The organism is Pseudomonas fluorescens (assembly GCF_000802965.1).
Lineage (GTDB): Bacteria > Pseudomonadota > Gammaproteobacteria > Pseudomonadales > Pseudomonadaceae > Aquipseudomonas > Aquipseudomonas fluorescens_A.
The window spans coordinates 89,031-102,823 of sequence record NZ_JSAK01000022.1; the positions used below are offsets into that span (position 1 = coordinate 89,031).

Genomic DNA, 13,793 nt, shown 5'->3' on the forward strand with positions numbered 1-13,793 from the left:
CAATGCCGGCCTTATTGTTTAGTTGGTTGTTTTTAATTCAAGTGCCGATTTTTCAATCGTCGTTTTTGCGTGACAATATCTTGTGGTTCTTTCTTGTTTGACCGGTTCTTGTCTGGTTGCTAAGTTTTATTTGTCTGCAAGAGGCAGGCCTAATTAAATAACATGGAAGTTAATAATATGATTTTGAATGAAGTTATGGGTGATGCATTCGACTATGCCGCTCAGCGGGAATATTTCAAGTCGGCTGAGATGGTTCAGCCGATGGCGCGTATGTCGCGAATGAGTCTGGCCTCGGAACAACAGGGTAGCGATTCGGCTGCGGTGCTGGGGACAACTGTCGCTGCCTATGATGAGGAGCTGTCATATGAGGATCGCGAAGCCTTCGACGACACGTTTCTTTATGCGGAAATACGTGCGGACAAACTCTTCCATCGCGAAACCCAGCGCCGCGAATGGTATGGCGAATACAGCAAGGCACTGACCATGTGTGGCTGGCCGACCATGAGCGACCCTTACAAGGAGTACGTCAGCCGGGAGCTAAACTTCACTATGGATGAGGCTGCATTGCAGATCATCGCCCTGGCCGCCGGTGCCGACAAACTGAAGGTTTTGCCGCTGATCTCCGCAGCCTTCAATTCGCTGGAAAAGAACGACGGCGCTCTAAAATTGATAGAGCTGAAAAGTAAACAAAATAAGTCCGGCAACTTTCAGGCCACTCCATGTCTGTTGTTGGGTGGGCGGGCAACTATGATTGCGTGTGCTATACAAATGGAAACAAAGGAGCTCATTACAAAAATTTTATTCTTCAAGTATCGAGGTGAGGAAGTCAGGATCTACAATGCTGCTACTCGGCGTGTATTGAATCGACGTGCTTACAATGTCGTTAAGGATGTTGTTCAGGCGGCAGTCGATAAAGCCCGACTCGATTACTTTAAAACACCGCTGTAAACATTCTTGAGAGCTTCCGTGCTGGAAGTTCTCTTTTTTTGTATTCGAGTTGCAAGGTGAAACATGGAAAGTTTTCGTCAGGAATCATTTGTCGACTCCGGGCTTCTCGGTGTCTTGTCGCTTTCATTGGATCAGCAGATGAAATGCGACACTTTGTATTCTTTGCTGGCTGCTCGGGTGATGGCTTCAAACAGTTTTCCCGACGTCGGTGACTTCCCGCAATGGCACAGCAGATTTGCTGAGGCCCTCGAGCGATGCGGGTGGACGCTCAGGCGTGAGCAAGACCTGAAACCCGTGTTTAATCAGCCATCCACGGTGACGCTGCAAAATGTGTTTGCGCATGCGATGGCCGGCGAGGCGTTGCAAGAACCGTGTGAGCTTGCGCTCGAAGCATTGGATGCTTTCGCGCAGCTGTCGACGGATGCGCCACCGGCGGTGCGCTTTCGCGAGCGGTCGTTCAGTCAGCGCAGGGTGGAGGTGGAAGGGGGAAAGGAAGAGCAGCGCTTCACGGTGCATTGGATGCTGGCGGTAAGTGCACGCAAAGCCTGCATCGACCTGTTCTACCTTGAGTTTGAAACGACCCAATGCGTGGATGAGCAATTTCTGCAGCAGGCCTTTGTGCCGTCCAGCTTCACGTCACCGGTAGCCGTGAAGCATCACGCGTTCGAGATGGCAGCGAGGGCATTCGCCAGAAGCAGGGCGCAAATCGTCGCTTTTGTGCAGGGACATCAGCTGATGCCGATCACGCCTGGTATCGGGTTGATGCCGGTGACCTCGACCTGTGACGCCGTCATGGCACCAGATAACCCTTCACACCGGTGAAAATAATCTGCGCCGCCAATGCACACACGAACAACCCCATCAATCGGCTGACGATCTGCAAACCCTGGTCGCCGAGAATACGTTCGATGTGATTGGACAGATACAACACCACGCCCACCGTGAAACTGGCCAGGGCAATACTGAGGATCGCGGTGAGCTTGTCGTCCCAGTGCGGCTGACCGATGCCCATCACCAGCAAGGCGCCGATGGTGCCGGGGCCGACGGTCAGCGGGATGGTCAGGGGGACGATGGTCACGTCCTGCTGCACGTTGTCGGTCTGCACGGCTGACTTGCCCTGGGCCATGCCCAGCGCCGAGATGAACAACACGCTGCCCGCACCGATGCGGAAGGCGTCCACGGTGATGCCGAAGACGCTGAAAATTACTCGACCGAACAAGTACAGCAAGACACTGGACACCAGTGTGGCGATTGCCACTTTCCAGGCTAGCCGGCGCTGTTCCTTGCGCGAATAACCGCGAGTCAGACTGATGAAGCAGGACAACACGAAGAAGGGGCTGTAGAGCACCAGCATCTTCAGGTAAACGCTGAACAACACGTGGAGCATGGTGCAGGCTCACTGGCGAGGGAAGTCGAGGGGGAGTCTATCAGGCGCTACGGAGTCTGTCGGCTCAGGACGTGGGTGTCGCGGTGCGGTTCTGCTGATCGCGCTGGGCCACCCAGTGTTCGATCAGTTCACGCAACTGGGACAACTCGACCGGTTTGGCCATGTGCCCGTCCATACCCGCCTGGCGCGCGCGTTCTTTATGCTCGGCCAGGATGTGTGCGGTCAATGCCACCACCGGGGTACGAATTCGCTGGTTGCCGACTTCCCACGCACGCAATTGCTGGGTGGCCGAGAAACCGTCGAGGATCGGCATTTCGCAGTCCATCAACACCAGGTCGTAACGTTGCGCCTTCATGGCCTGCAAGGCTTCTTCACCGTTGCTGGCAGTGTCGGGTTGCAGGTTGAGCTTGCCCAGCATGCCGCGGATCACCTTGGTCGAGATGCTGTTGTCTTCGGCCACAAGAATGCGGAAATCGCTGGGTACCTTGACCGGCAGGCTTGTACCTGATGGCAGATGCGGCATGACGGCCAGCCCCTTGTTGCGCTGGGTCAGTTCGTCGGCGAGGGTGGTCTTGAGGGTGTAGCCGGCGACCGGTTTGGCGAGGATGCGCTTGATCCCCGAATTGCGCGCGATGATCTTGCTTGGCGCATTGCTGATGCCGGTGAGCATGATCAGCAGGATGTCGTGGTTCAGGCTCGGGTCTTCCTTGATCTTGGCGGCCAGTTGCATGCCGGTCATGCCGGGCATGTTCTGGTCCAGCAGGACCACGTCGAAGTAGTCGCGCAGGTGCGCCTTGGTGCGCAGCAGTGCCAGGGCTTCCTTGCCAGACGGCACGGCGCTGACGTTCAAGCCCCAGGCGCTGCACTGCTGCACCAGCACCTTGCGACAGGTGTCGTTGTCGTCCACCACCAACACCCGTGCGCCCTGCAACGGACCGTCGAGGTCGGAGGTCGGGTGTTCGAGGCGATCAGGATCGAGCGGCAAGGTCAGCCACAAGGTGCTGCCCTGGGTGCTGCCGCTCTTGATGCCGAATTCGCCTTGCATCAAGCGGATCAGTTGACGGGCGATCACCAGGCCCAGATTGCCACCCAGGCGGTTGGCCGAGAGGAAGTGCTTGCTGTGCAGTTCCGCGTGCATCAGCGCGTCGCGCTCTTCGGCGTCCATGGGTTCGCCGCTGTCCTGAACGGCGATGCGCAGGCGTGGTTTGGCGGTGCGCTCATCGAGCGCGACGACGATGAGGATTTCGCCTTCATCGGTTTTCTTCAGGGCGTTTTCCAGCAGGCTCAACAACGTTTGACGCAGGCGTGTCGGGTCACCGCTGATGACCCGCGGCACTTGCGGCTGAATGAAACTGATCAGCTCAACGTTCTGCTGCTCGGCCTTGGCGCGGAAGATGCTCAGGCAGTCTTCGATCAACGCATTGAGATCGAACTGCACATCGTCCAGCTCGATCTGTCCTGATTCGAGCTTGGAGATGTCGAGGATTTCGTTGATCAGCGTCAGCAGTTCGTTGCCAGCGCTATGGATGGTTTGCACATAGTCGCGCTGCTTGACCGACAGAGGCGTGCCCAGCAGCAACTCGGTCATGCCCAGTACGCCGTTCATCGGGGTGCGGATTTCATGGCTGATCTTCGCCAGGAATTCGGCCTTGGCGTTGATCTCGGCATTGCTGGCCGCCAGGTCGCGACTGATGCTGAAACGGTCTTCGGTGATGCTGCGTTGGCGCTCGCTCAGGGCAATGCCCATCAGCAGGCCGCTGATGCAGATGAACGCCAGCAGCGTGGTGATCAGGTCGTGCGGTTCAATCAGGGTCAGCCCCAGCAGGGCCGGGAGGATGATCAGCGTACCGAGGTTGAACACCACCATCGCTGCCACGAACAGTCGTGCCGGGCGATAGCCTTTTTGCCAGTGATAGGCGCTGACGAACAACATGGTCAGGCCCGCAAGGGCGACCAGTCCATAAATAATGATGTTCAGCGGCAGCGTGTTGACGAACAGCAGCAACAGACTGCAAATCATGATCAACAGGATGTCGACTTGAATCAGTCTGTTCAGCGGGTGCGGGCCCAGAGGCGCGAAGAAGCGCAGGGCGAACATCAGGCCGCAGGGCGCCGTCAGCAATAAGGCGAGATAAGCGCCCGGCGTTTGTACGGCTTGCCAGTCGGGCAGCCAGGGGCCTGCCAGGTTCAGCAACAGAATCAGGCTGAGCATCAGACAGCCTTCGGCCGCCGCCAGCCAGAGGCTGCTGCGCGAGCGCGAGTAGGCGTAACGGACGAGATTGTGCAGGATCAGCATGCCGATGCAGCCCAGCAACAGGCCGTAGATCAGCGTTTGATGTTGATTGGCGGCGGTCATGACGGCCGATTGCAGGGTGATGTAAGGCCGTAACTGGTGCTCGGAAACCAGTCGCAAATAAACATCGAGGGTTTTGTCACTCTGCGGCAACGGCACCATGAAGTCGCTGCTGGGCAGGGGCCGGTCAACCAGAGGCTGTCGATTGCCGGTGTTGGATTGCTCGATCAGCTTGTCGCCGTCCAGCACATACATATTGAAATGCAACAGGTCCGGCGCAAACACGCGCAGCAATTGTTCATGCTTGCCGGGTGCGAGGCGGAAACGTAGCCAGAGCGCTCCGTCGGGCTCGGCGGCGGTGAGGCTGTCGAGTTCGATGGGGCTGAATTGATTGGTGTAGCGAGCAGAGCGGATGTCGCTCAGTTGCAGGTCGCCCTGTTCGTCGAGCAATACCGCCCAACCACTGCCTTGCGCGGCCTGGGCCGGGAGCATGCAGAGCAGGGTCAGCAGAGTGACGGTGAAACCTATGGCAATCCTGAGCCAGCGCACGGCGAAATCCCTTCGTAGGTTAATGCCAGATTACAACTATGCGCGGCGCCGGAATAGTCAGGCAAGGGCCCGAAGCCCTTGCCCGGCCGAATGGAAACTTATTCCTGATTTTCGCCACGCTCGCGGGCAATGGCGCGGTAGCCAATGTCCTTGCGATAGAAACAGCCTTCCCAATCAATCTTTGCCGCCAGTTTGTAAGCCTGCTGTTGGGCCGCATCGACGCTGGCGCCCATGGCAGTGGCGCACAGCACCCGACCACCGGCCGTCACGACTTGACCGTCCTGGAGCGCAGTGCCAGCGTGGAAGACTTTGCCTTCCAGTGCTGCGGCTGCATCCAGACCATTGATGGCCGCGCCTTTGGCGTAGTCACCAGGATAGCCGCCCGCCGCCAGCACGATACCGACGCTCGGACGGGGATCCCATTGCGCTTCGACCTTGTCCAGCGCCTGCGCCAGGGCCGCTTCGACCAGCAGCACCAGGCTCGACTGCAAGCGCAGCATGACTGGTTGGGTCTCAGGGTCGCCGAAACGGCAGTTGAATTCGATAACTTTTGGGTTACCAGCCTTGTCGATCATCAGGCCGGCGTACAGGAAACCCGTGTAAACGTTGCCTTCCTCGGCCATGCCGCGCACGGTCGGCCAGATCACCAGATCCATCACGCGCTGGTGGACTTCGCTGGTGACCACCGGAGCCGGGGAGTAGGCACCCATGCCGCCCGTGTTCGGACCGGTGTCGCCGTCGCCGACGCGTTTGTGGTCCTGGCTGGTGGCCATCGGCAAGACGTTCTTGCCGTCGACCATGACGATGAAGCTGGCTTCTTCGCCGTCCAGGAACTCTTCGATGACCACGCGCGAACCGGCGTCGCCGAAAGCGTTGCCTGCCAGCATGTCACGCACGGCGTCTTCGGCTTCGGCCAGGGTCATGGCAACGATCACGCCTTTACCGGCGGCCAGGCCATCGGCCTTGATCACGATCGGTGCACCCTTTTCACGCAGATAAGCCAGGGCTGGCTCGATCTCCGTGAAGTTCTGGTAGTCGGCGGTCGGGATCTTGTGGCGCGCCAGGAAATCCTTGGTGAAGGCTTTCGAACCTTCCAGCTGAGCAGCACCAGCGGTAGGACCGAAGCAGTCCAGGCCACGGGAGCGGAACAGGTCAACGACGCCAGCGACCAGTGGCACTTCCGGGCCGACGATGGTCAGGGAAACGTTTTTCTCGGCAAAGTCTGCTAGCTGCTCAAGGGCCAGCACGTCGATGGCGACGTTCTCGCACTTGGCTTCAATGGCAGTGCCGGCATTGCCCGGAGCCACGAAAACTTTCTGTACGCGCGGATCCTGAGCCACTTTCCAGGCCAGGGCGTGTTCACGGCCACCGCTGCCAATGATCAAAACATTCATTTAAAAAACCTCGGATGACGCTAAATTCTGTGGGCAGCGTTGGAGCTGCTTTTCTGTGGGAGCTGGCTTGCCAGCGATGCAGGCGACTCGGTTCATCAGTTAGACCGAGGGGATGCTATCGCTGGCAAGCCAGCTCCCACATTTGGATCGAGTTGAATCAGTGACGGAAGTGGCGCATGCCGGTGAAGACCATGGCGATGCCGGCTTCGTCGGCAGCAGCAATCACTTCAGCATCACGCATCGAACCGCCTGGCTGGATCACTGCAGTGATGCCGACCTTGGCCGCGTTGTCCAGGCCATCGCGGAACGGGAAGAACGCGTCGGAGGCCATTACCGAACCGGCTACCTGCAGGCCGGCATGTTCAGCCTTGATCGCAGCGATACGAGCCGAGTTCACGCGGCTCATCTGGCCGGCGCCGACACCGATGGTCTGGCGGTTTTTGGCGTAGACGATGGCGTTGGACTTGACGTACTTGGCCACTTTCCAGGCGAAGATCAGGTCGTTGATTTCCTGTTCGGTCGGAGCGCGTTTGGTCACGACTTTCAGGTCATCGGCGCCGATCATGCCGATGTCGCGGCTCTGTACCAGCAGGCCACCGTTGACGCGTTTGTAGTCCCAGGCAGCGGCGCGATCAGCCGACCACTCGCCGCAGGCCAGCAGGCGTACGTTGGCTTTGGCGGCCACGATGGCGCGGGCTTCTTCGCTGACGCTCGGCGCGATGATCACTTCGACGAACTGACGCTCGACGATGGCTTTTGCGGTTTCAGCATCCAGTTCGCGGTTGAAGGCAATGATGCCTCCGAACGCGGATTCGGTGTCGGTGGCGTAGGCCAGGTCGTAGGCCTTGCGGATACCGCCTTCGGCGTCCGGGCTGACGGCCACGCCGCAAGGGTTGGCGTGCTTGACGATCACGCAAGCCGGTTTGACGAAGCTCTTCACGCATTCCAGCGCGGCGTCGGTGTCAGCCACGTTGTTGTAGGACAGCTCTTTGCCTTGCAGCTGGGTCGCGGTGGCGATGCCGACTTCGGCAGGCTTGGCTTCCACGTAGAACGCCGCGCTCTGGTGCGGGTTCTCGCCGTAGCGCATTTCCTGGGCCTTGATGAACTGGCTGTTGAAAGTGCGCGGGAATTCGCTGCGACCTTCGGTGCTCAGTGTGTCGGCAGCCTGGTTCACGGTGCCCATGTAGTTGGCGATCATGCCGTCGTAGGCAGCGGTGTGTTCGAAGGCCTTGAGCATCAGGTCGAATCGCTGAGCGTAGGTCAGGCCGCCGGCTTTCAGGTTTTCGAGGACGCTGGCGTAATCGCTGGCGTTGACCACGATGGCCACATCTTTATGGTTCTTGGCTGCCGAACGAACCATGGTCGGGCCACCGATGTCGATGTTTTCAATCGCGGTCGGCAGGTCGCAGCCTGGCTTGTTGATGGTGGCTTCGAACGGGTACAGGTTGACCGCTACCAGGTCGATCGGCTTGATGCCGTGCTCGTTCATGATGGCGTCGTCGATACCGCGACGACCGAGGATCCCGCCGTGGATTTTCGGGTGCAGGGTTTTCACCCGACCGTCCATCATTTCGGCAAAACCGGTGTAATCCGCGACTTCCACTGCGGCAACGCCGTTGTCCTGCAGCAGCTTGAACGTTCCGCCGGTAGAGAGGATCTCGACGCCCAGGGCTTCAAGTTCTTTGGCGAATTCAAGGATCCCGGTCTTGTCGGAAACGCTGATCAAGGCGCGGCGGATCGGCAGGCGGGTAGTCTGGTCGGTCATTTCAATTTCCATCAAAAGCAAAGGAGTCAGCAAAAAAGGCGACCGGTTTTACGCGGGCGCCTTTCTGGTTTGATTGAATGCTTACAGCAAATCGTACTGCTTGAGTTTCTTGCGCAGCGTGCCCCGGTTCAGTCCGAGCATCTCGCTGGCCTTGGTCTGGTTGCCCTTGACGTAGTTCATCACGCATTCGAGCAGGGGAGCCTCGACTTCGGAGAGCACCAGGTTGTACACATCCGTGACGGCCGCGCCCTCAAGGTGGGCGAAATAATTGTGCAGCGCTTTCTCGACACTCCCGCGAAGGGTCTGACCTTCTTCGCTCGGGGTATTGAGGTGCTGTTTCAAATTTACGTTGTCGCTCACGGGTGTTGTTCCACTCACTAAAGTCTCGGTCATCATCGTCATGCGGCCACCCACTCTCCGTCCCCTGTCAGGCTCTTGTAACGCCCGGCAAAGAAGCCCCGAACGTTGGCGCATTGTGCTTCCGTATCTTCCAAACGATTGAAGTGGGCGCGAAACTCCCTGGCGCCCGGCAAGGTTGCGAGATACCAGCCCACATGCTTTCGAGCAATGCGTACGCCCATCACGTCTCCATAGAAGGCGTGCAGCGCAGCCAGATGCTCTAGCAGGATGCGTTCCACCTCGATCAGGTCCAGCGCCGGGAGTTTCTCGCCGGTACGCAGGAAATGGTCGATCTCGCGAAAAATCCATGGCCGCCCCTGGGCAGCCCGGCCAACCAGCAGGCCGTCGGCACCGGTCGCGTCGAGCACGTATCGGGCCTTTTCTGGCGAATCGATGTCGCCATTGGCGAAGACCGGCATCGACACCGCCTGCTTGATCGCGGCGATGGTGTCGTACTCGGCTTCACCGGTGTACAGATCGGCACGGGTGCGGCCATGGACCGCCAACGCCGTAATGCCTGCCTGCTCGGCGATCTTCGCCACCGTCAAGCCATTCTTGTTGTCCCGGTCCCAGCCGGTACGGATCTTCAGGGTCACCGGCACATCAACCGCAGCCACGACGGCTTGCAGGATTTCGGTGACCAGTGCTTCATCTTTTAACAGTGCGGAACCGGCAGCCTTGTTGCAGACCTTCTTCGCCGGACAGCCCATGTTGATATCAATAATCTGCGCGCCCAACTCAACGTTTGCCCGGGCTGCATCCGCCAGCATCTGCGCGTCGCCACCGGCGATCTGTACCGAGCGGGGCTCGGGATCACCTTCGTGGATCATGCGCATGCGCGACTTGCGGGTGTTCCACAAACTCATGTCACTGGTGACCATTTCCGAGACTACTAGTCCCGCGCCCAATCGCTTGCACAGCTGACGAAAGGGTTGATCGGTGACACCCGCCATTGGGGCGAGAATCAAGCCGTTATGTAATGTGTATGGACCGATGCGTACCGCCGACATAGGACTTCCCTGTTGTGGGGCCGGATCATGAGAGTTCGAAAAAGGGTTGGCATGATACCCGCTCTCGATGACTGGATAAAGGCTGAATTGAACAAAATCTGAACAGTTATTCTGTTATCGCCAGCGGTTTGGTCTGAAGGGGCAAAGTCAGAAAGCCGTCGTCAACTGAGGATCAGAGAACCGTTTTACTCGGGGGAGTGGAAGCTCAGGCTGTAGTTCACCGCTTTGGCGCCTGGGTCGAGAATGTCCAGGGCAATGTGGATCGGCGTCTGCGGCGGCATTTCCACCATGCCTTCAAGGTCGCCATTGAGGTATTCGCCGGGTTTGAAGCGTCGGCTGGCAATCAGATGGCCATTGAGGTCGGCAAAGCGCAGTTCCAGTAGCGGGAACGGCTGGGAAAATGGCGCGCGGTTGTAGATGATCGCGTCGACCACCAGCGCGCCGCTGAATTCTGGATGGCTGCGGACCACCAGGTTGCTGCTTTTGATTTTTGCGATGTCGACCTTGGAGGGCACGGTGCAGCCGATTTGCGGGCAAAACTGTTGGAACCACGGGCGGTATTGGTCCTGCCGCGCCAGTTCGTCGAAGTGGTAGGCAACGTATTGACCTGCCAGAGCGCCGGCACCGAGCAGGACCAGCAGCAGCCAGAAAAGCCGGCGCGCCCATGGCGAGCGGCGTCTTTGCCAGTCGAGCTGCAGCGGATCGTCGGTCAGGTCTTGCAGTACGTCGGCGCGAACGCCGGGTTCGCTGCGTTCGCGGCGTTTGCGCAAGGGCTCGACCGAAGGCAGGTCTTCTTCGATTTCATCGGTGGTTGTTGCCGACAGGCGTTCTTTAGGAAGCGGGGTATCGAGCGGGTCGTGCAGGCGCAATTGTGGCGGCTGTGCTTCGTCGTCCAGTTCTATCGGTTCCAGCGACAACGACAGAGACGGTTCGGTGCGGGAGTTTTTGCTCGGCTCTGGAATCGGTTGCGGGTCGTCGAGCGCATCGAGGGCGTCGAGGTCCTCGGCCGTTTGCGCGCGATCGGCAGCCGATTCGCTGAACAGGCTGTCGGACCACGGTTCTTCGTCGGTTTCGACGCTGTCGCGACGGGCACTGAGCGTGTCCTCGCGGTGCCGGCCAAACTCTGTGGTTGGCTGGATTTCCCGCTGTTCAAGGCGGGCGAGTTCTTCGTCGAGGTCCAGGGTGTCCAGGTCCAGTTCAGCGGCGGACCATTGTTTTTGACTGATGGCCTTTGGTTCTACCGGTTCCGGCACTTCAACGATGGCCGCAGGGGCTGGCGCGACCGGCTCCTTGCCGGCCTGCTCAAGCAACTGCTTGGCGGCATTGAACACCTGAAGGCATGAGCCACAGCGAACGACCCCGCGTGCCACGCTCAACTGAGCATGGCTGACGCGGAAGCTGGTTTGGCAATGCGGGCACTGGGTGACGAAGCTGTCGGTCATGCGGCGATCCGGTTTATGCAGGCGCCCATTCTAGCGCCGACGGCCTGTGATGCGCACCCAGCCATCGCGATTGGCGATCGGATCCAGATCGAAGTCCTTGGCGTAGGCTGCGGCGACTTCGTCACCTTGCTCGGCAAGGATGCCCGACAGCGCCAGGCGCCCGCCGGACTTGACCAGGCCGGACAACTGCGGCGCCAGGGACACCAGCGGGCCAGCGAGGATATTGGCCACCAGCACATCGGCCTGAACCTGCGGCAAATCTTCCGGCAGATACAGTGGGAACGACTCGTCGGCGATATTATTGCGCCCGGCGTTGTCGCGGGAGGCTTCCAGCGCCTGCACGTCGATGTCGGTGCCGACAGCTTCCTTGGCGCCCAGCAGCAGGGCGGCAATTGCCAGAATCCCCGAGCCGCAGCCGAAGTCCAGCACATTGCAGTCTTTCAGGTCCTGACCGTCGAGCCATTCCAGGCACAGTGCGGTGGTCGGGTGGGTGCCGGTACCGAACGCCAATCCCGGGTCCAACAGCAGGTTGACGGCGTCGGGCTCGGGCGCGGCGTGCCAGCTCGGCACGATCCACAGGCGCTGGCCGAAACGCATCGGCTGGAAGCCGTCCATCCAGCTGCGTTCCCAGTCCTGGTCTTCGATCACTTCACTGTGGTGTTCGGGCAACGGGTTTCCGGTCAACAGCTCAAGGTGCGCCAGTACCGGGCCGGGTTCGGTGCCACCTTCGAACAGGGCCAGCAGGTGCGTGTGCGACCACAGTGGCGTGGTGTTGAGTTCCGGTTCGAAGATCGGCTGATCTTCGGCGTCCATGAAGGTCACCGACACGGCGCCCACTTCAAGGAAAGCGTCTTCGTAGGTTTCGGCTTGTTCTGGGCTGATGGCGAGACGGACTTGCAGCCAAGGCATGGCGGGCACCTTTGAAAAATATTGATTGCAGCCTAGCGGGCTGCGAGAAGCGCGCAAGTTTACGCGAGAGAGCGGCAGATGACGACCGGGTTGGCAATGCACGGGAGCGAATGCATAACCTGTGGCGAGGGAGCTTGCTACCGCTGGAGCGCGAAGCGGTCCCAAAATGGCAGAGCTGGATCTGTCTGATTCGGCACGGTGGGATAATCTGGCGGTTGCTGCGCAACCGAGCGGGAGCAAGCTCCCTCGCCACAGGGTTTTGCATTGAGCCGCTTCCAGAAACAACAAAGCCGCCCGAAGGCGGCTTTGTCAGGTGCAGGTTCGAAGCTTAGTGCTTCTCGCCAGCCAGCTTGTGCTCGAGGTAGTGAATGTTCACGCCCCCTTTGCAGAAGCCTTCATCGCGGGTCAGGTCGCGGTGCAGCGGGATGTTGGTCTTGATCCCGTCGACCACGATCTCGTCCAGCGCATTGCGCATGCGCGCCATGGCTTCGTCACGGGTTGCGCCGTAGGTGATCAGCTTGCCGATCAACGAATCGTAGTTCGGCGGAACGGCATAACCACTGTACAGGTGCGAGTCGACGCGAACGCCGTTGCCGCCTGGAGCGTGGAAGTGCTTGACCGTGCCCGGGCTCGGCATGAAGGTTTTCGGGTCTTCGGCGTTGATCCGGCATTCCAGCGCGTGACCGCGGATAACGACGTCATCCTGGGTGAACGACAGCTTGTTGCCGGCGGCGATGCTGAGCATCTCCTTGACGATGTCGATGCCGGTGACCATTTCCGAAACCGGGTGCTCTACCTGGACACGAGTGTTCATCTCGATGAAGTAGAAACGACCGTTCTCGTACAGGAACTCGAAAGTGCCCGCGCCACGGTAACCGATGTCGATGCACGCCTTGACGCAGCGAGCGAAAACTTCCTGGCGAGCCTTCTCGTCGATGCCCGGTGCCGGCGCCTCTTCGAGAACTTTCTGGTGACGACGTTGCAGCGAGCAATCGCGGTCGCCCAGATGGATGGCGTGGCCCTGGCCGTCGGAAAGAACCTGAACTTCCACGTGGCGCGGGTTGGTCAGGAATTTTTCCAGATAGACCATCGGGTTGCCGAACGCCGCGCCTGCTTCGGAGCGGGTCAGTTTGGCCGAGGAAATCAGGTCCTCTTCTTTATGCACAACGCGCATGCCGCGACCACCACCGCCGCCAGCGGCTTTGATGATCACCGGATAACCGACTTCGCGACCAATGCGCAGAGCGGTTTCTTCGTCTTCCGGCAGCGGGCCGTCGGAACCCGGAACGGTCGGTACGCCGGCAGCGATCATGGCGTGCTTGGCCGAAACCTTGTCGCCCATCAGGCGGATGGTTTCAGCTTTCGGGCCGATGAAGGCGAAGCCGGAGTTCTCGACCTGTTCGGCGAAGTCGGCGTTTTCCGCGAGGAAACCGTAGCCAGGGTGAATGGCGGTGGCGCCGGTCACTTCGGCCGCGGCGATGATGGCCGGGATGTGCAGGTAGGAGTGGGCGGCCGATGCCGGACCGATGCAGACGGATTCGTCTGCCAGGCCCAGGTGCATCAGTTCCTTGTCAGCCTTGGAATAAACGGCGACGGTCTTGATGCCCATCTCTTTGCAGGCGCGCAGAATCCGCAGTGCGATCTCACCGCGGTTGGCGATCAGAACTTTTTCCAACTTCGCAGTCATCAAAGGCTCT

At 59.5% G+C, this 13,793-nt stretch carries 11 protein-coding genes; 2 read left to right on the forward strand and 9 right to left on the reverse strand.

Annotated features, from left to right (window positions below; genetic code table 11):
- The first annotated feature begins 177 nt into the window (after positions 1 to 177).
- Complete coding sequence (locus NL64_RS19555) at positions 178 to 948, forward strand: hypothetical protein (RefSeq protein WP_034149707.1); 771 nt, start codon at positions 178 to 180, stop codon at positions 946 to 948.
- Positions 949 to 1,011: 63 nt separating this feature from the next.
- Complete coding sequence (locus NL64_RS19560) at positions 1,012 to 1,770, forward strand: hypothetical protein (protein WP_034149708.1); 759 nt, start codon at positions 1,012 to 1,014, stop codon at positions 1,768 to 1,770.
- Here NL64_RS19560 and NL64_RS19565 read toward each other — a convergent pair.
- The 9 genes from NL64_RS19565 to accC all read right to left on the reverse strand — a co-directional run bounded on the left by NL64_RS19565 (position 1,739) and on the right by accC (position 13,783).
- A complete protein-coding gene (locus tag NL64_RS19565) occupies positions 1,739 to 2,335 on the reverse strand; it encodes a MarC family protein (RefSeq protein ID WP_034149709.1) in 597 nt (198 codons plus the stop codon). The two genes, NL64_RS19560 and NL64_RS19565, sit on opposite strands and share 32 nt — an antisense overlap.
- 64 nt (positions 2,336 to 2,399) lie before the next feature.
- Entirely contained in the window at positions 2,400 to 5,177 is a 2,778-nt protein-coding gene (locus NL64_RS19570; RefSeq protein WP_034149710.1) for a hybrid sensor histidine kinase/response regulator, read from the reverse strand.
- Positions 5,178 to 5,275: 98 nt separating this feature from the next.
- Positions 5,276 to 6,571 (reverse strand): phosphoribosylamine--glycine ligase, encoded by a 1,296-nt coding sequence (purD, locus tag NL64_RS19575; RefSeq protein WP_034149711.1) that lies wholly within the window; start codon positions 6,569 to 6,571, stop codon positions 5,276 to 5,278.
- Between the two features lie 157 nt (positions 6,572 to 6,728).
- Positions 6,729 to 8,336: a bifunctional phosphoribosylaminoimidazolecarboxamide formyltransferase/IMP cyclohydrolase gene (purH, locus tag NL64_RS19580; protein WP_034149712.1), complete on the reverse strand. Its 1,608-nt coding sequence runs from the start codon at positions 8,334 to 8,336 to the stop codon at positions 6,729 to 6,731.
- A gap of 81 nt (positions 8,337 to 8,417) precedes the next feature.
- Positions 8,418 to 8,738 carry a DNA-binding transcriptional regulator Fis gene (gene fis / locus NL64_RS19585; RefSeq protein ID WP_015093301.1) on the reverse strand — a complete coding sequence of 107 codons (321 nt, stop codon included), beginning with the start codon at positions 8,736 to 8,738 and terminating at the stop codon, positions 8,418 to 8,420.
- Complete coding sequence (gene dusB, locus NL64_RS19590; protein ID WP_034149713.1) at positions 8,735 to 9,745, reverse strand: tRNA dihydrouridine synthase DusB; 1,011 nt, start codon at positions 9,743 to 9,745, stop codon at positions 8,735 to 8,737. Before dusB ends, fis begins: the two co-directional genes overlap by 4 nt.
- A gap of 185 nt (positions 9,746 to 9,930) precedes the next feature.
- Complete coding sequence (locus NL64_RS19595) at positions 9,931 to 11,187, reverse strand: DUF3426 domain-containing protein (RefSeq protein WP_034149714.1); 1,257 nt, start codon at positions 11,185 to 11,187, stop codon at positions 9,931 to 9,933.
- A 30-nt stretch (positions 11,188 to 11,217) separates the two neighbouring features.
- Positions 11,218 to 12,096: a 50S ribosomal protein L11 methyltransferase gene (gene prmA, locus NL64_RS19600; RefSeq protein WP_034149715.1), complete on the reverse strand. Its 879-nt coding sequence runs from the start codon at positions 12,094 to 12,096 to the stop codon at positions 11,218 to 11,220.
- 328 nt (positions 12,097 to 12,424) lie between these two features.
- A complete protein-coding gene (gene accC, locus NL64_RS19605) occupies positions 12,425 to 13,783 on the reverse strand; it encodes an acetyl-CoA carboxylase biotin carboxylase subunit (RefSeq protein ID WP_034149716.1) in 1,359 nt (452 codons plus the stop codon).
- Positions 13,784 to 13,793: the final 10 nt, after the last annotated feature.